The following is an 18572-nucleotide window of genomic DNA, read 5'->3' on the forward strand; positions in this document are numbered from 1 at the left end:
AATATTTATACCTTTAGAAATATAAAATAAATAATTAATGAGAAAGGAATAAAAATATGAGTTTAGTAGCAGGAAAATTAAAATATCAAAGAGGTTTGGAAAGATTAGAGAAAACAAATATATCAAAAGAAGAAAGTGAAGAACCTTTGAATTATATACAAAATAAAAAAGGGAATCAATTTTCTTGTATGGAAAGTCTTTCAAGAGGTTTTTTACAATTATCATCTAAAAATTTATTAATAGAAAAAAATATCAAAGAACATAGATTAAATTGTTATATAGGTGGAAAGTTACAAATATTAGGTTGTGATAGAGATAGCAGGTTATTCACTCAGACTTCTCAAATGTTTGAAATGTTTATGTCTAATAATCCAGATTTTATAACATTTTTCAAAAATAATATTGATATGATAATGCCTAATGATTATGATAGTGAAAAAAATAAATATGGATATTTAAAAAATGATTATGGAACATTTTTCTTAATTCGTGTAATTCTTCATGCAATAAGAGGAGATTTTGAAGAAGTGAAAAAAAGATGTGGTGCATATTTGGAAAAACCATTGAAAGACAGTTATTATAAATATGGAGAATTGCACTATGAATTTTTAGGTGCTCTGGCAGATAAAGATATTGATGGAATGAAAAAAGCAATAAATGGAATGATGGAACAGAAGGTGGCAAGAAAATTTTCAAATGATAACAATCCAAACTATGAATTTTACTTGCATGTATATGTCATAATATATGCCAAAATAGCCTTATATCATGGAATAGATTTAGAAATAGACCATGAAGTAGCACCAAAAGAATTGATAGATATAACACCTCTTGAAAAATATAAGGATCCGTATGATTTTATGAAAGATTTTGATTTGGCAACAGTAACTCCGAAAGAATGGAAAGAATGGAAAAACAGCTGGAATTTAAATTTTTAACGTAAGTAAATTAACTAATTAAATAAATTATGAACTGTTTTTTTACATAAATTTATGTATTTTTTAATTTCAATTCGTTATGTCACGCTTTTAGAATTTGTTCAATAAGAATTATTGAAAATCTTTGTTAAAAGTGATAGAATTATAGATGTAATGTTAAAAGATAGATTAATTTAACAAATAAAAAATGAGGAGGATAATATGCTGCATGGACTGGCTATAATTATTTCAAGTTGGATAATTCCATTTGAAAGGCTACATTATTTGATAATTATTGTTTTGACAGTATCGGTACTGTTGTCGGATAAATCGCCGAATGCGATGCTTGCCTGGATTTTTACAATTTTTACATTTCCACTTGGTGGAGCGGTTTTGTATCTTTTGTTTGGGATTAACTGGAGAAGGAATAAGATAATTTCTAAGAAGATGAAGGAGGAAGAAAAAAAGCTGTATTCAAGGATTTTTAATTTTATGCAGCGGGATGTATCGGATATTTTTAGATCACAGGACTTTTTTTATTATAATCGTCTTGAAAATGTAGATGGAAACACAGCTAAAATGACTGAAGCAGAAATAAAAGCTACAATACGGAATCAGATTGATACAATGATAAAAAATATTAATTTAGGCAGTCAGCAAAGTGAACTTGTAAAAATGCTGTATGAGGCTGAAGGTACTTTTTTGACCAATAATGATTCGTATAAATTGTTTTTTCATGGGAAAGAGGCATTTGATTCGATTATTTGTGATATAGAAAATGCAAAAAGTACGATTTATATGGAATATTTTATTTGGAAGGCTGATGAACTTGGGGAAAGAATAAAAAATGCACTTTTGAAAAAGGCTAAGGAAGGAGTTAAAATAAAACTGCTTTTTGACGGAGTGGGAACTTGGAAATTGCCTAGAAAATATAAAAAGGAACTTAGAAACGCTGGAATTGAGATAAGATGGTTTTTAGATGTTAAATTTTTTATTTCCAAGATGAATTATCGTAATCATAGAAAAATAGCGTTAATCGATAATAATATAGTGCATACTGGCGGTATGAATGTGGGTCAGGAATATATAGACGGTGGAAAAAGGTTTGACAGCTGGAGAGATACGAATATTCGGATTACAGGAGAAATAATTGGGCAGTATCTGGCAATTTTTGTTACAGATTGGCTAAACAGCGGTGGGAAAGACGATTTTATTGAAGATATAAAAAAAGAGGCAGTTCACGAACTGGAAGAGCAAAAGCCGATAGATAAACAAGAAAAACTGGAATATTTGATGCAGGTTTCCTCAAGCGGGCCTGACACCGAATGGGCAACTTTGAAATATCTGTATTCTAAAATGATTGCAACGGCAAAAGAGGAAGTGCTGATTCAAAGTCCATATTTTGTACCTGATTATGATTTGATTTCACAACTGAAAATGGCGGCTCTTTCTGGAGTGAAAATAAAGATAATGGTTACAGGAGTGCCAGATAAGAAATTGCCTTACTGGATAGCAGAAACTTATTTTGCGGAATTAATTGAAGCAGGCATTGAGATTTACCGTTATACAGCGGGATTTTTACACAATAAAAATATTATTGTGGATGAAAAAATATCAACTCTTGGAACGTGTAACTTTGATATGCGAAGTTTTGAAATAAATTACGAGGTAAATTCGGTATTTTATAATGAAAATATTAGCAAGGACTTGAAGACACAGTTTATAGAGGATTTGGAAGTATGTGAAAGATTCGATGAGGCAAGATTAAAAAAGGTGACTTTTATGAAACGGCTCAGAAACTCTGTGTTTAAACTGATTTCACCGATAATGTAAATAAATTATAGCAATTGTAGGAAGGAAGGGAGTAAAATGGAAAAAAATTTTACTAAGGATGGACTTATTCTTTTAAATAAAAGCAAGGGGGTAAGTTCGTTTGGGGCAATAAATCATTTGAAAAAAGTGATGAAGGCTAAGAAAGTAGGACATGCTGGAACCCTTGATCCAATGGCTGAGGGACTTATGATTGTTATGATTAATGAAGCTACAAAATTTTCTGATAATTTGATGAAAAAAGACAAGGAATATTATGTGGAAATGGAACTTGGCTATAAGACAGATACTTATGATTCAGAAGGGACAGTTGTTGAAAAATATACTTCTGAAATTAATATAAGTGATTCTGAAATAATACAGGCTGTAAATAGTTTTAAAGGCAAGGTAAAGCAAATTCCTCCAATGTATTCCGCAATAAAAATTGACGGTAAGAAACTTTATGATTTGGCAAGAAAAGGGATTGAAGTGGAAAGAGCCGAAAGAAATGTAGAAATATCAGAAATTAGAGAAATAAATATAGTGCATCCAAAAAAAAATTCAGAAAATGCTCAAAATATTAAAATTTCATTTTATGCAAAAGTCAGTAGTGGAACTTATATCCGTTCATTAGTTTACGATATTGGAGAGAAATTAGGAGTTTTTGCCACAATGACAAGACTTGTGAGAACTAAAATTGATAAATATGTTATCGAAGATGCAATTTCATTAGAAAAAGTTGAAGATGAAATTGAAAAATTGAAAGAACTTGTTCGAGGAAAAAAAGAAATTGAGTCTTTTTGGGCTACAAAGGATGATATTGATATATGGACTGAAAAAATTAGCAAAATAGTCAGTTTTGTAAATATAGAGGATGTACTGGATTATTCTGGAATAAATGTTTCTAATGAGAAATACGGAAAGTTGAAAAATGGTATGACAGTTATTGATACGTTTAAAAAATTTGAAAACATAGGTAAAGAAATCAGTGAAGTAAATGTAAAAGAAAATCAGAAATTTAAGGTATATGTGAGAAATAGGAGTACAAATATAAGAGAGTTCAAGGGAATTGTGAAAATTGTAAATATTAGAGGAGATAAAATCTATTTGAAAAGAGATAAATACTTTTTGTAACTTTCAGAACTGAAAAGCGGTGATAATAATATATGAAAAAGTCAAATAAATATGTATTTGATATTGAAGTTTTTCCAAATTACTTCTGTATTGTCTTAAAAAAGCTAAATGATGATAAAATATTGATTATTGATTCGGATAATTTTAATCGTCAGAAAAAACTTTTATTTGACATAATTTCTAAAAATGTTTTAATCTCGTATGCAGGACATGGATTTGATGATATTGTGATTAATAACCTTTTGAAATACAGAAATTCAAATATAAACAGGAATAAATTAAATAGTGAAATAAAAATAATAAGAAATATGCCAAAGGATGAATATAAAAGCGAAAATCATGAATTTTATTCTTATGATTTGGCTTATGAATATAACTTAAATCTCGGAGTAAAAGGATTTGAGTTTAATTGTGGGGATAATATTGAGGAACAGGATTTTGCCAATTTTAATTACGTAATTAAAAAAAATATATATGATGAAATTGTGGACAAAGTAATTGACTATTGTCTACAGGATGTACTGGCAACAGAAAAGATGTATAATTTTATAATAAAAGAAAAAAGCAACTGGGACGAAAAGGAGAATCTTTTAAATATAATTACAAACGGAAGCTACAGTAATAATATGAAGCTTAAAAAAAAAATAAAATATTTAAAGTATAATAATGACAAGCTAATAACTTTACTTTTAGATAATAGCTCTTCTAATTCTAGCCAGCCTGGAATAAACTATTCAAAAAGATTAAAAATGGATAATTATGACAATTATCTGCAAAAAAAAGTGTACAAATTATCAATTCAAAAAGATTACCTATATAAATGGCTACTTGAAAACAAACTTCTTCTTGAAAAGGATAAAAAAATAATAAAAAAAATACCAAGAGATTTGCTGTTAAATTCATCGTTTGCAAAGGAAGTGCTAAATAGATATAGAACAAGCATTGTAAAACGGATGAAAAAAAATTTTGAAAAAGAAAATATAGAAATGGTGGCAGTTTTAGAAAATAATATTTTTATAACAAATATAAATGATAAAATTCTTTATAAAATAAAAAATAAAATAGATACACAATATAAAAATATTTTTTATATAACAGATGTTGATAAATTTCTAAAAAATAAAAGTTCACTTTTATATAAAATAGGCAATGAAGTTATAGGAACGAATGAGTTCTACTACAGCAAGCTAATTATGCCAAGAAATCATATTTGGATATCAGAAGTTTTGAAACTATATTTTTGGGAAAAAAAAGATATATCAGTGGCAGTAAAAGAAGTTTTTGCCAAAAATCCAGATATATTCTTCATATATGCTTCTGTTTATGAAGATATCTATGCTTGTGATGAAAATGGAAAGATAGACTTTGAAAGTAATGAAGTGCTGCATAAATTTAGAAAATATAGATTATATTTTTCAAAGACAGGATTACATAAGGCAGTCATGCATAATCAAGAAAAATACTATGAAAAATATGGTTTTGGAGATATAAATAGCAATTTATATAAAATAAGAAAAGTTGAAACAAATTTAAAAGAGTTCACTAATTATGATGATATTGATTTAAATAGCTATATAGATTATGCTCAAAATTATATACAAAAGAATTTTATTAATAATACCGCTTTATAAAGGATATTTACCTTTATACAAATTTTTTAGATAGAACGTATGAACAATGTTGCATACAAACTTGAGGTATGATATAATAAAAAATAGAGAAAAATAATAGTGGAAAAATAGGAGAAATATGCGGATTTTAGGGATAGATCCTGGTACAGCAATAGTGGGATACGCCGTTGTAGATTATGAAAATGGTAAATATGTTCCACTTGATTATGGCTGTATTTTTACGGATAAAGATGAGGATATGCCAGTAAGGCTGGAAAAAATTTATGATGGACTGGAAAATATTATAAACCTTTGGAAGCCGACAGATATGGCAATTGAAGACTTATTTTTCTTTAAAAATCAGAAGACAGTAATAAAAGTTGGACAGGCTCGTGGAGTTATTACTTTAGCAGGTCAAAAAAATAATCTAAATTTATACAGTTACACTCCGCTTCAAGTAAAAATGGGAATTGCAAGTTATGGTAGAGCTGAAAAAAAGCAAATTCAGGAAATGGTAAAATTAATATTAAAATTAGAAGAAATCCCAAAACCTGATGATGCAGCGGATGCACTTGCTATCGCAATTACTCACATTAATTCCAAAATAGGATTTGGTGGTTTTGATAGAGGGGATAACATTACCAAAAAATTAAATAAAATTACTTCTAATCGAATAAAACTGGAAGATTACAAAAAATTGATGAAATAAATAGATTTGTATGATAAAATAAACTTAAATAGAAAGAATGGTATATGAAATGAACATAGTTCTATTAAATCCAGAAATTCACGTAAATACAGGAAATATAGGAAGAACTTGTGTCTTAACAAACACAAAATTACATTTAATAAAACCTCTTGGATTTGAACTGGATGATAAGAAAATAAAACGTGCAGGACTAGACTACTGGAAAGATGTACAGCTTTTCGTGTGGGAAAATTGGGAACACTTCTGGCAGGAAAACATCGAAAACAGCAATGCAAAAATCTATTTTGCAACAACAAAAACAAAACAGAGATATACAGATGTGAAATTTAATGACAACGATTATATAATGTTTGGGCCTGAATCACGTGGGATACCTGAAGAAATATTAAATAAATACAAAGAAAACAATATCACGATTCCAATGCTTCCCCTTGGACGTTCGCTGAATTTGTCCAATGCTGTAGCGATTGTGCTGTTTGAAGCTTTGAGACAGAATAATTTTAAATATTAATTTAAATAAATTTAGGAGATAAAATGAAACAATATCTGGATATGGTTAAGTATGTACTTGACAATGGAATAAAAAAAGAAAATAGGACAGGAGTTGATACAATTTCTACTTTTGCGTATTCATATAAAGTAGATTTGAGCAAAGGTTATCCGCTTTTGACAACCAAAAAAATGTATTTTAACTCGATGCTGCATGAACTTTTCTGGTATTTATCAGGAGAAGAGCATATTAAGAACTTACGAAAAAAAACAAAAATATGGGATGCCTGGGCAGATGAGGAAGGAAGGCTGGAAACGGCTTATGGAAGATTCTGGAGAAGATATCCTGTACCTGAAATTTCATTAGATGGAGAAGTTTTTGCTGATGAGAATAATCCTTGGGTAACTAGAGAAGAAAATGGACAGCTTGTATTTGACCAGATTCAGTATATCATTGACACTCTAAAGGAAATGAAAACAAATCCTAATCACAAAAACGGAAGAAGAATGATAGTTTTAGCTTGGAATCCAGGAAATGCAACAATCAGTAAGTTGCCGCCATGCCATTATACTTTTGCGTTTAATGTTCTTGGTAATAAACTTAATTGTCATTTGACTCAAAGAAGTGGGGATATTGCACTTGGGATACCGTTTAATCTAGCTTGTTACTCATTGCTTACAATGATGATTGCAAAAGAATGCGGATATGAAGTTGGAGAATTTGCTCATACAATAATTGATGCTCACATTTATGAAAATCATATTGAAGGGCTAAAGGAGCAACTGACAAGAGAGCCATTAAAACTTGCTAGAATAAATATTGCGAATAAGCCATTTAATGAATTGACATTTGAGGATATTACGTTAGAAGATTATGAAAGCCATCCTGTAATTAAATTTGAAGTTGCGGTATAATCCAAAAATTTATACTAAAACTTCTTTAAAACCTAAGTGGAAATTAAATTAAATTCTTATTTGGATTTTAGAGTAGTTTTAGTATAAAAAATAAGATGCAGCAGAAAGGTGATGTTGATGTTTAGCTTAATAGTCGCTGTTGGGAAAAATAATGAAATTGGAAAAAATAATCAGCTTTTGTGGCATATTCCTGAAGATTTGAAAAACTTTAAGAAAATAACGACAGGAAAGACAGTTATTATGGGAAGAAATACTTATAAAAGTATAGGTAGAGCTTTACCAAATCGAACAAATATAGTTTTATCTAGGAATTTTTGGAAACAGATGAGAAAGTTAAAGAAGATAAAAAAAAATATGAAAATGAAACTACAAAGCTGGAGTTTTATGATGATTTTCAAAAAGTTATTGAAAAGTATAAAGATTTGAAAGAAGAAATTTTTATTATTGGTGGAGGTGAGATTTACAAAAAATCTCTTGAAATGGGAATTATAAAAAGGATTTATATGAGTCATGTTGATTTTTCTGATAATGAAGCGGATGCTTATTTTCCAAAGATAGATTTGGATAAATGGATAACTTTGACAGAAGAAAATCATAATGGCTGGAAATTTTGTATTTATGAAAAATTTAATGGATAAAATAAATATAAATTTAAAAAGGAGAAAATAATGCCTAGACTTAAATTTACAAAAGAAGTGGTGGTTGAGGCTGGTTATGAGTTAATGAAAAAAGAAGGTTTTCAAAATGTAAGTGTCAGAAAAATAGCAAATTATCTGAAGTGCTCTACGGCGCCTATTTACTTTAATTTTAATACAGTAGATGAATTAAAGGAAGAAATTATAGACAAGTGTAAGGAAAAATTAAAAAAATACTTATATGGAAATTATGCTGAAAGAAAAATATTGAGTGGAGCAATTGGTTTTGTGATATTTGCTAGAGAAGAAAAGGAATTATTTAGGACAATTTTTCTTGATACAACAGAAAGATTTGAAAAACTTTACGAAGTAACGCTTCGAGAGTTCTTGACAAAAGAAAATCTGCTGGAAAGTTTTCCTGCATTAGAAGAAGAAGAGGCTAAAAATGTCATAAATAAAATATGGTATTTTCTATTTGGTTATGCAACTATGCTTTGTACAAGACTTGACGACAATTACAGAAAAAATGAGACTAATGAAGTTATAGAAAATAAGATTTCCGATATAGTGAAACATTTTAAAATGCAAGTATAACAAAAATTCAAATATCTGCTAATTTAATGTGGAAACTATAAATTAAGATTTAGTCAATTTTGGTTAATTTGATTTGATAAAGATTGGGTGTGATTTAAAAATAGTGGGAGAGAAAATGAATAAATATAAACTTTTAGGTTCTATTCTTCATCTTGTATACAGGATATTAAGTTTTATGACTAGAAAAGAATATTTTTATGCAGATGGCGTTAAAATAAACGAACCTAACATCATTGTTTTTTGGCACAGAAAAATTTTTACAGTATGTAATGCTACACGAATTATTGACAAAAAGGCTTCCATCGTAAGTGCTTCAAAGGATGGAGAAATCTTAGCAGAATTACTTAGAAGAGAAGGGAATGAATTAATACGAGGTTCGTCGAATAGAGACAATATAAAAAGTTTGAAAGAAGCTATGAAATATGCCAAAAAAGATTATACTCTTGGAATTGCGATTGATGGTCCGAGCGGTCCTATTTTTGAGCCAAAAGCGGGTGCAATTTTTATAGCACAAAAAACAGGAATGCCTATTGTTCCAGTTAGTTCTTACTGCAGTAAAAAATGGATTTTTAAAAATATGTGGGACAAACTTGAAATACCTGTTCCATTTTCTAAATGTGTTCATTATGTTGCAGAGCCATTTTACTTAACAAAGGAAACAACTTTAGAAGAGTCGATAAAATTAGTAAAAGAAAAAATACATCAGGCTGGAAATAAGGCGTTCGAAATTTACAATGAAAAATATAACAAAAATAAGAATGTTGAATTTAATGAAGAAAGTTTTAAATAAAAAGATAAATTTTTAGATATTGATAAATTATAAAATTAGAGGGAGGAAAAATATGTCAAAAGCATTTTACATAACAACGCCAATTTACTATCCTAATGCGGCACCACACGTGGGAACAGCGTATACAACAATAATTTGTGATGTTGTTTCTAGATACAAAAGGTTAACTGGTGAAGAAGTTGGCTTTATGACTGGAGTCGATGAGCATGGGCAGAAAATTCAGGAAGCAGCTGAAAAAAATGGATTTACGCCACAGCAATGGGTAGATAAAATGTCTCTTAATTTCACAACTTTATGGGAAAAATTAAATATTTCAAATACAGATTTTATGAGAACAACACAAGAAAAACATTTGAAAACTGTAAAAGAAATAATAAAGAGGGTGCATGACAAAGGAGATATTTATAGAGGAGAATATGTTGGTAAATATAGCGTTTCAGAGGAAACTTTTGTACCTGAAAATCAGCTTGTTGATGGAAAATATATGGGAAAAGAAGTCATTGATGTAAAAGAAACTTCGTATTTCTTTAAATTATCTAAGTATGAAAATGCACTGTTAGAACATATTGAAAAAAATCCTGATTTTATAAAGCCTGAAGGTAAGAAAAATGAAGTAATTGCCTTTATAAAACAAGGGCTTCAAGATTTATCAATTTCAAGAACTACATTTGACTGGGGAATACCATTAGAACTGGAAGAAGGACATATAATTTATGTGTGGTTTGACGCTTTGAATATTTATCTGACAGGAGCAGGATTTTCGACTGATACAGAACAGTTTGATAAATTCTGGACTAATGGAACAGTAAATCATGTAGTAGGAAAAGATATTTTGAGATTCCATGCTATTATCTGGCCTGCGATGCTAATGTCGGCCGGAATAAAGTTGCCTGATACGATTGCAGCACATGGATGGTGGACTGTAGAAGGTGAAAAAATGTCAAAATCACTTGGAAACGTTGTTAATCCAGAGGAAGAAGTTGAAAAATACGGACTTGACGCTTTTAGATACTATCTGATGAGAGAGGCGACTTTTGGTCAGGATGCTGATTATTCTAAAAAGGCAATGGTTCAGAGAATAAATGCTGACTTGGCAAACGATTTAGGAAATTTGCTTAATAGAACTATTGGAATGCAAAAAAAATATTTTAATTCAGAAGTTGTATTAAATGAAGTTGAAGAAAGCTTTGATATCGAAATTAAGGAATTATGGAAAAATACATTGATTGATATGGATAAGCATATAAATAATTATCAATTTTCTGAAGCATTAAAGGATATTTGGAAATTTATTTCAAGAATGAATAAATACATTGATGAATGTGAGCCTTGGAAACTTTCAAAGGATGAAAGCCAAAAAGATAGATTGTCAACAGTCATGTATAATTTAGTGGATTCACTTTACAAAATTGCAGTGCTTGTTTCACCATTCATGCCAGAAGCTGCACAAAAAATGATAAATCAGTTAGGACTTGAAAAAGAAGTTACAAAATTACATTTAGATGATATAAAAGAATGGAAAAGTTATCCTGTTGGAAATCGGTTAAATGAAGCAGTTCCGCTGTTCCCAAGAATTGAACTGGAAGAGGAGCCTAAAAAAGAATATAATGAGGATTTGAAAATTGAAAATCCAATTACAATAGATGATTTTAATAAAATTGAAATAAAAGTTGTTCAAATTGAAAAAGTAGAGAAAATTGAAAATGCGGATAAATTGTTAAAATTTATTGTAAATACTGGAAAAGAGAAGAGACAGATTATTTCAGGAATTGCAAAATGGTATCCAAATGAACAGGAACTAGTTGGGAAAAAAGTACAGGCTATACTGAATTTAAAACCAGTAGAATTAAAAGGGGAATTATCACAAGGAATGCTACTGACAGCAACTGAAAAGAAAAAAACGAAACTTATAATTATTGACGATGAAATAAAGATTGGAACTATTGTGAAATAATAGTATCAAAAATCAATATATTCTAGGTTTGTTATGTTCTAAGTAAAAGTGGGGGGAAATTTTTTTACGAATAGGAAATGTGATAAAAGTATGAAAAAATGGATATATATAATGATTGCATCATTATTTTTAGTAGCTTGTTCAAAAACAGATAATGGTTATGATGCACTTGAAAGAGGACTTATTGGAATCCTTGAAAAAAAGGATTATGAATATATTATGAAAAATATAAATGAATCAGCAAAAGCTGGAAATGAATATGTTTACGGACTTGCCTATACCTATCTTGCTGAAAATGGAACTATGTTCTTTAACAGATACATGAAAAAAAGTAAAGGGCTTGCTGAATACTACCAAGCGCTTTTATTGCAGCAGACAAATGGAGATGAAAGCCAAATCATAGATCTTTTGGAAAGTTCTGCAAAACAGGGGAATGTAAAAGCTTATTATGTAATAGGGACTATATATGAAAATAAGCTTGAATTTACAAAAGCACAGGAATATTTGAAAAAAGGAAGAGATGCTAATGAAATTTATGCACTTTATTCTTATGAATACAACAAAAATTTGATGAATTTTTATAAAAGGATAGAGGAATTAAATAAAAAGTTAAATGATGGAAGCATTTCAGTAGAAGAAAAAAAGGAGCTTGGAACTTTAGTTTTGGAAAAAGTTTCTAATACTGAAAAAGCTTATGATATTTTAAAAGATTTTTTGTCTGAAAATTACTCGCCTGCACTTTACGCAAAAGCAAAATTGTTGGAAAATGATGATAAAGAAGAGGAAGCAGTACAAATTTACAATCAGATATTTTCACAAAATAAATATTATCTTGCAGCATTTGAACTTGCTTCACGGCTTGTAAAAGGCGAAAAGAATTATGATCTTGCATTAAAAATGCTGGAAGATACAAACTCGGATGAAGTCTTAATTTTAGGATACAAAGGGTTTATCTATGAAAATTTAAAAGATTTTGCAAAAGCTGAAGAATTTTATCAAAAAGCAGCTAATAAAAATGATATTGATGCAATGAATTATCTAGGTCGTCTATATGAAACTCAAAAGGAAATAAAAAAAGCAAAAAATATCTATAATAAAGCATATTTGCTAGGATCAATCTCAGCTGGATATAAACTTGCTTATATTCTAGAAGATATGGAAAAAGAGAAAAATCCAGCAAAAGCTGAAGAAAATCAAGTAAAACAAAGCAAAGAAGCAAAAAAAATACTGGAAAGACTTGCAAGTAGCGGAGATGATTATTCAATGGTTGATCTGAGCCTTTACTATCCTGAAACTGATAAAATAGTACGGACTCTAAATCTAGAGGCTGCTGCAAAACTTAACACAACAGCTTTTTACAACTTAGGAGTTTATTACTATAATAAAAAAAATAAACAAAAATCAAAATTTTATTTTAAAGTAGCTAAAGAAAATGGTTATGATATTGGAGAAATTTTTGATGCTTACTTAGGAAACTAAATGAAATATTAGAAAGAGAGAATTATGAAAAAATATATCTTATTGTTGTTAAGTATGATTCTAATGACTATAAGTTGTGGAAGAGATGCTGTCGCTAAAAGAATGTTTGAACAGCATATGAAAATTATTCAATCTGGAGATATGAATAAGATAAAAAAATGGGATTCATCAATGAATACTCCTGAAATTGGAATTGTACTTGAAGGATTTAAAAAAATTACCTACAAAATAAATAAAGTTGAGACAAAAGATAAAACAGCCACAGTAAATGTTACTATAAAGTATCCTGATTATAGCACTTTTGAAAATGAATTTCATAATATGATTACTGAAAAATATAAATCTTCAAATATAGCTTCAAAATCAGAGAGTGATAAGATATTTGTTCAGGAAGCAACTAAATTCTTTAATGAGAAAATAAAAGAAAACAAATTATCTTATAGTGAAAAAACAATAAATATAATTTTGGAAAAACAAGGAAATAACTGGGTTTTAGATGGAGCAAAAAATTTAGAGTTTGTTTCTATCTTAACACTTGGATTAGATAAATAAAAATAATTTTTTTGACAGAAAATTCTAATAATTATGGTGTATAATTACGAAATTATATAAATAACAAAAATTTAAGAAAGAGGAGAAAGAGTACAAAATGAAAAAAATAATTTTAATGATGTCATTGCTTTTATTATTTGTGGCATCTTGTGGAAAAGAATTTAGTGTTGATGTAGATGGGAAAGGGAAAGTTCCAAAATTTGAATTGAAGGAGTTAAATAGCAATAAAACTGTTGATAGTGAAAAAATTATGAACAATGGTAAAAAAACATTAATGATTGTTGCTGCTGAATGGTGTCCACATTGTAAGGAAGAATTGCCTGAAGTTCAAAAATTTTATGATGCAAATAAAGATAAAGTTAATGTAGTAGTTGTATTTACAAATTCTCAGACTAATCTTGGAAAAACACAGACTTATGTGAAGGACAATGGATATACATTCCCTGCTTACTTTGATGAAAATGGTGCAATTACTCGTGGATTTGCAGTTGATGGATTTCCATATAATTTAAAAATAACTAATGGTAAAGTTGAAGAAAAACTTGAATTGCCAGTTGATTTTGATTCATTAACGGCTTCATTTGCAAAATAGTCAATTTTTGAAAAATTGAAAGTGGAAGTCTTTACAAATAATAGAATATATGATAAAATATTTTTGAATTTATACTATGAATATAAGTTTGCCGCTATATTCTTGGTTTAAATAATAATTATTAGGAGGAAAACAATGGCATTAAAACCAAAAAAAGAAATTATTGAAGCATATGGAAAAAATGCTCAAGATACAGGATCTGCTGAAGTACAAGTTGCACTTCTTACAGACAGAATCAGTCATTTGACAGCTCACTTAAAAACACATCCTAAAGATGTGCATTCAAGAGTAGGATTACTAAAAATGGTTGGTAAAAGAAGAAGATTATTAAACTACATCAAAAATAGAAACGTTGATGATTATAGATCATTAGTCGAAAAATTAGGAATCAGAAAATAGTAATTAAGATAAAAGAGCGTATTTTATGTATGCTCTTTTTTAAAAATAAATTTTTAAGGAGTTTAAGAATAAGATGAAATATAAAATAAGTGAAGAAATAACAGGATTTTTTGTTATTTTGATAAAAAAGATTTTGTCAATTTTTTCTCTTAAAACAAGATATAGAATTTTGAAAGTTTCGGGATAGCAGCATATTATCTTATAAAAAAAAGACGTCTACTTACGATAGATAATATAAAAAATGCTTTTCCTGAAAAAAATGATAAAGAAATTGAGAAAATTGCAAAAGAATCATATAAGACAATGGGAAAAATGATTATGACTTCTATTTTTTTAGAAGAGATTACACGAGATGGGAATACTGTTGTAGAAAATGAGGAGCTAATGAGACAGGCTTGTGAAAATAATGAAAAGGCTGTTTTAATTGTTTCGCTTCATCTTGGCGGATTTGAAGCTGGCAGCAGAATGAGGGATATAAGAAAGTTTTATGCTGTTTTTAGAAATCAGAAAAATAAAAAAATTAATGACTTGATGACAAAATGGCGTGAAGAGGGAGGACTTAATTCCTTGCCGTTACATGACAGCGATAATTTGAGAAAAGCAATAAATGAAAAATCAATTATTGCTCTTGCTTCGGATCATTATGGAAAAGATGTGGATGTGAAATTTTTTGGACGTGAAACAACTGGAGTTGCAGGACCTGTTTTGCTTTCTATGAAACATAAAATACCAATAGTCCTTGCATATGCCGTGTTTGATGGAGATGTGATACGAGTTAAAAATAAGAAAATTATTGAAATAGAAAAGCAGGAAAAATTAAAGGAAACAATGCGATATAATATGCAAAAAATTTATCATGAATTTGAGGAAATTATCAGAGAATATCCAGAGCAGTATATGTGGCAGCATAAAAGATGGAGAAATAAGAAAAAATAGTGGAAAAAAAACGAAAAAATTATTTTTTCTAACTTGAATATGTGAAAAAATTATGTTAAAATTAAATGACGAAGTTTTTGGAGGAAAATATGAAAAAATATTTATGTCTATTTATTTTGTTGATTCTTATGAGCTGTACCAGCCTTACTGCCTCTGAAAAAAAAGTAACTCAAATTGAAGCTAAGACAATTAGTTCTCAAATAATGCAAGTTACAGAAGAGTTAAAGGATGCTGCCAGTTCAAATGAATATAATAAATTAAAAGAAGTTTTTTTACCTACATTTAAAAATAATATTATTGTAAAAAAAATGCAAGAATACGATCTTTCGGGATTGACATTTGTTTTTTCTGATGTTAATGTCGTATCTAAAAATAAGGCAAATAGTGTTATGGTAGTTAATTTTGCCACAGCAAGCAATTATTATAAACTAACTTGGAAAAAACAAATGATAATACTTGGAAGATTTCAAATGTAGCTGAAAAAAAATAAGAAGGGAGAAAAATGAGCATATCAATAGCGATTTTGTTGATTGTTATTTTTCTTTTAACTTTTTATAGCTTATTTTTTGGGAGTTCAATTTTTAAGAAAAATACGGAGATTTGAACGAACTGGAATTAAAAATCGTTGATGCTAAAAGAAGACTTGAAACATCAAAAAAAGAAGTTGAAAGAGAAATTGAATCGTTTAGAAAAGAAGAAACACTAAAAGTAAAAGAAGAATTGTTAAATGAGAAAAAAATAGCAGATGACGAAATAAAGAAAATGAAATCAGAACTTGCTACAAAAGAAGAAAGAATTGCCAAAAAAGAAGAAACTTTAGAAACAAAAATGGAACGTTTAGAAGAAAGAGAATCTAAAAATGAGAAATATCGTGAAAAATTGTTCCGAAGAGAAAAAGAACTAGAAGAAATGATTGCAAATGAAGAAAAAGAATTGGAAAGAATTTCTGAACTGACACAGGAAGATGCAAGAAAAATTATTTTAACTAAGCTGGAAAACGAACTAGATCACGATAAAGCTGTATTAATAAGAGATTATGAACACAATTTAGACAGAGAAAAAGATAGAATTTCAAAAAGAATTATTTCAACAGCAATTGGAAAAGCTGCTTCAGATTATGTTGTTGATTCTACAATTTCAGTTATTCAGTTACCAAGTGAAGAAATGAAAGGTAGAATTATTGGACGTGAAGGAAGAAATATAAGAGCCATTGAAGCTGCAACAGGAGTTGATTTAATAATAGACGATACGCCTGAAGCAGTTGTACTGTCTTCTTTTGATGGTGTAAGAAGAGAAGTAGCTAAAATTGCACTTGAAAAATTGATTTCAGATGGACGTATTCATCCAACAAAAATAGAGGAAGTTGTAGCAAAAGCACAGCATGAAGTAGATGAAAGCATATTAGATGCTGCAGAACAGGCTATTTTAGAAGTAGGAATTCCAACATTGCCACGTGAAGTATTAAAAGTGTTTGGACGTTTGAAATTCAGAACATCTTTCGGACAAAATATTTTACAGCACTCAATAGAAGTTGCACATATAGCTTCAGCTTTAGCAGCAGAAATTGGTGCAAATGTTGACATTGCTAAAAGAGCGGCATTATTGCATGATATAGGAAAAGCATTTTCACATGAGCAAGAAGGATCACATGCTATAAATGGTGGAGAATTTTTAAGAAAATTCTCAAAAGAAAGTGAAATTGTAATAAATGCTGTAGAATCACATCATAATGAAGTAGAGCAATTAAGCATAGAAGCTGTATTGGTACAAGCAGCAGATTCAATTTCAGCCTCAAGACCAGGAGCAAGACGTGAGACATTATCAAATTACTTGAAACGTCTAGAGCAGTTAGAAGAAATTGCTAATAGTCATGAAGGAATTGAAAGCTCGTATGCAATTCAAGCTGGAAGGGAATTAAGGTTAATTGTTCATCCTGATAATATTGATGATGATAAAGCTACAATACTAGCTAGAGATGTAGCAAAAGAAATAGAAGAGAAAATGCAATATCCAGGACAGATAAAAGTTACTGTTATAAGAGAAACTAGAGCTGTGGAATATGCAAAATAAATAAAAATGAACTAAAAGAGAGCTTATCCATTAAAAATATCTTTTTTAAGATAATTTTTATTCAGGAGGCTCTTTTTTATAGTAAAACCAACCTAAAAAGATTAAAATATCAAAAAAATAAATTAAGAAAAACTATAAAAAAATTATAATATGTAGTATAATAAATATTAGATAAATTTGAGATGCAAAGGGATGATTTTACATGAAATTTCTAATAATTGGTGATATTGTCGGTAGACCAGGTAGAACCACATTGTTTAAATATTTGGAAAAAAGAAAACAGAATTATGATTTTATTATTGTAAATGGAGAGAATTCAGCTGGTGGTTTTGGGATAAATGTAAAGATTGCAAAGGAAATGTTTAATCGGGGAGTAGATGTTATAACTCTTGGAAATCATAGCTGGGATAAAAGGGAAATCTATTCATACATAAATGAACAGAAAAATTTGATTAGGCCTATAAACTATACAAAAGAAGCACCTGGAAGCGGTTATACAATTGTTGAAAAAAATGGAGTAAAAGTGGCAGTTATAAATGCCCAATGTAAAGTATTTATGCCACCAATTGCTTGTCCATTTTTGGCAGTTGAAGAAGTTTTACCAAAGATTAAGGAACAAACAGATATAATTATTCTTGATTTTCATGGTGAAGCTACTTCAGAAAAGCAGGCAATGGGATGGAACCTATCTGGAAAAGTATCAGCAGTTTATGGAACTCATACACATACACAAACGGCAGATGAAAGAATTTTGCCAGGAGGGACTGGATATATTTCAGATATAGGTATGACTGGAGGACATGACGGTATTCTAGGAATGAATAGAAAAGAAAGTATACAAAGATTTAAGGACGGAATGCCAACAAGATATTCTGTATGTGAGGAAAACTTGAGAATCAACGGAATCGAGCTGGAAGTGAATGAAAAGACCGGTAGGGCAGTATCAATTAAACGTGTGAACATGGGATATGATGAAATATAAAAAAGG

At 29.2% G+C, this 18572-nt stretch carries 19 protein-coding genes and 1 pseudogene; all 20 read left to right on the forward strand.

The genetic code is table 11. The features are described 5' to 3' along the window. Nucleotides 1-56: 56 nt before the first annotated feature. Entirely contained in the window at nucleotides 57-938 is an 882-nt protein-coding gene (locus FVE75_RS03170) for an Imm49 family immunity protein (protein WP_147005185.1), read from the forward strand. 201 nt (nucleotides 939-1139) lie between these two features. After that, nucleotides 1140-2750 (forward strand): cardiolipin synthase, encoded by a 1611-nt coding sequence (cls, locus tag FVE75_RS03175; protein ID WP_147005186.1) that lies wholly within the window; start codon nucleotides 1140-1142, stop codon nucleotides 2748-2750. Between the two features lie 36 nt (nucleotides 2751-2786). After that, on the forward strand, nucleotides 2787-3860 hold the full coding sequence (gene truB, locus FVE75_RS03180) for a tRNA pseudouridine(55) synthase TruB (protein WP_147005187.1): 1074 nt from the start codon (nucleotides 2787-2789) through the stop codon (nucleotides 3858-3860). Between the two features lie 32 nt (nucleotides 3861-3892). After that, on the forward strand, nucleotides 3893-5491 hold the full coding sequence (locus FVE75_RS03185; protein WP_147005188.1) for a hypothetical protein: 1599 nt from the start codon (nucleotides 3893-3895) through the stop codon (nucleotides 5489-5491). 118 nt (nucleotides 5492-5609) lie between these two features. After that, nucleotides 5610-6179, forward strand: a complete 570-nt coding sequence (gene ruvC, locus FVE75_RS03190; protein WP_147005189.1) for a crossover junction endodeoxyribonuclease RuvC — start codon at nucleotides 5610-5612, stop codon at nucleotides 6177-6179. Nucleotides 6180-6228: 49 nt separating this feature from the next. Further along, nucleotides 6229-6690, forward strand: coding sequence for a tRNA (cytidine(34)-2'-O)-methyltransferase (locus FVE75_RS03195; RefSeq protein ID WP_147005190.1), 462 nt, complete (start codon nucleotides 6229-6231; stop codon nucleotides 6688-6690). A 23-nt stretch (nucleotides 6691-6713) separates the two neighbouring features. Further along, entirely contained in the window at nucleotides 6714-7583 is an 870-nt protein-coding gene (gene thyA, locus FVE75_RS03200; RefSeq protein WP_147005191.1) for a thymidylate synthase, read from the forward strand. A gap of 117 nt (nucleotides 7584-7700) precedes the next feature. Beyond that, entirely contained in the window at nucleotides 7701-8009 is a 309-nt protein-coding gene (locus tag FVE75_RS11660; RefSeq protein WP_269472163.1) for a dihydrofolate reductase, read from the forward strand. After that, entirely contained in the window at nucleotides 7898-8221 is a 324-nt protein-coding gene (locus tag FVE75_RS11665) for a dihydrofolate reductase (RefSeq protein ID WP_269472164.1), read from the forward strand. Before FVE75_RS11660 ends, FVE75_RS11665 begins: the two co-directional genes overlap by 112 nt. 30 nt (nucleotides 8222-8251) lie before the next feature. Next, nucleotides 8252-8812, forward strand: a complete 561-nt coding sequence (locus FVE75_RS03210) for a TetR/AcrR family transcriptional regulator (RefSeq protein WP_147005192.1) — start codon at nucleotides 8252-8254, stop codon at nucleotides 8810-8812. Between the two features lie 115 nt (nucleotides 8813-8927). Next, nucleotides 8928-9602, forward strand: a complete 675-nt coding sequence (locus tag FVE75_RS03215) for a lysophospholipid acyltransferase family protein (RefSeq protein ID WP_147005193.1) — start codon at nucleotides 8928-8930, stop codon at nucleotides 9600-9602. 52 nt (nucleotides 9603-9654) lie between these two features. Then, nucleotides 9655-11556: a methionine--tRNA ligase gene (gene metG, locus FVE75_RS03220; RefSeq protein ID WP_147005194.1), complete on the forward strand. Its 1902-nt coding sequence runs from the start codon at nucleotides 9655-9657 to the stop codon at nucleotides 11554-11556. A gap of 90 nt (nucleotides 11557-11646) precedes the next feature. Continuing rightward, on the forward strand, nucleotides 11647-13035 hold the full coding sequence (locus tag FVE75_RS03225; RefSeq protein WP_147005195.1) for an SEL1-like repeat protein: 1389 nt from the start codon (nucleotides 11647-11649) through the stop codon (nucleotides 13033-13035). A gap of 24 nt (nucleotides 13036-13059) precedes the next feature. Beyond that, entirely contained in the window at nucleotides 13060-13587 is a 528-nt protein-coding gene (locus FVE75_RS03230) for a DUF5105 domain-containing protein (RefSeq protein WP_147005196.1), read from the forward strand. Between the two features lie 97 nt (nucleotides 13588-13684). After that, nucleotides 13685-14179, forward strand: a complete 495-nt coding sequence (locus FVE75_RS03235) for a TlpA family protein disulfide reductase (protein ID WP_147005197.1) — start codon at nucleotides 13685-13687, stop codon at nucleotides 14177-14179. A gap of 135 nt (nucleotides 14180-14314) precedes the next feature. After that, on the forward strand, nucleotides 14315-14578 hold the full coding sequence (gene rpsO, locus FVE75_RS03240) for a 30S ribosomal protein S15 (protein WP_147005198.1): 264 nt from the start codon (nucleotides 14315-14317) through the stop codon (nucleotides 14576-14578). A 225-nt stretch (nucleotides 14579-14803) separates the two neighbouring features. Next, nucleotides 14804-15514, forward strand: coding sequence for a lysophospholipid acyltransferase family protein (locus FVE75_RS03245; RefSeq protein ID WP_232052665.1), 711 nt, complete (start codon nucleotides 14804-14806; stop codon nucleotides 15512-15514). A gap of 89 nt (nucleotides 15515-15603) precedes the next feature. Then, nucleotides 15604-15990: a hypothetical protein gene (locus tag FVE75_RS03250; protein WP_232052603.1), complete on the forward strand. Its 387-nt coding sequence runs from the start codon at nucleotides 15604-15606 to the stop codon at nucleotides 15988-15990. Nucleotides 15991-16016: 26 nt separating this feature from the next. Continuing rightward, nucleotides 16017-17584, forward strand: a pseudogene (gene rny / locus FVE75_RS03255) (ribonuclease Y). Nucleotides 17585-17786: 202 nt separating this feature from the next. Further along, entirely contained in the window at nucleotides 17787-18566 is a 780-nt protein-coding gene (locus FVE75_RS03260; RefSeq protein WP_147005199.1) for a TIGR00282 family metallophosphoesterase, read from the forward strand. The last annotated feature ends 6 nt before the right edge of the window (nucleotides 18567-18572 follow it).

Origin of the sequence: Leptotrichia hongkongensis (assembly GCF_007990635.1) — a bacterium.
In the GTDB taxonomy this organism is placed as follows: domain Bacteria; phylum Fusobacteriota; class Fusobacteriia; order Fusobacteriales; family Leptotrichiaceae; genus Leptotrichia; species Leptotrichia hongkongensis.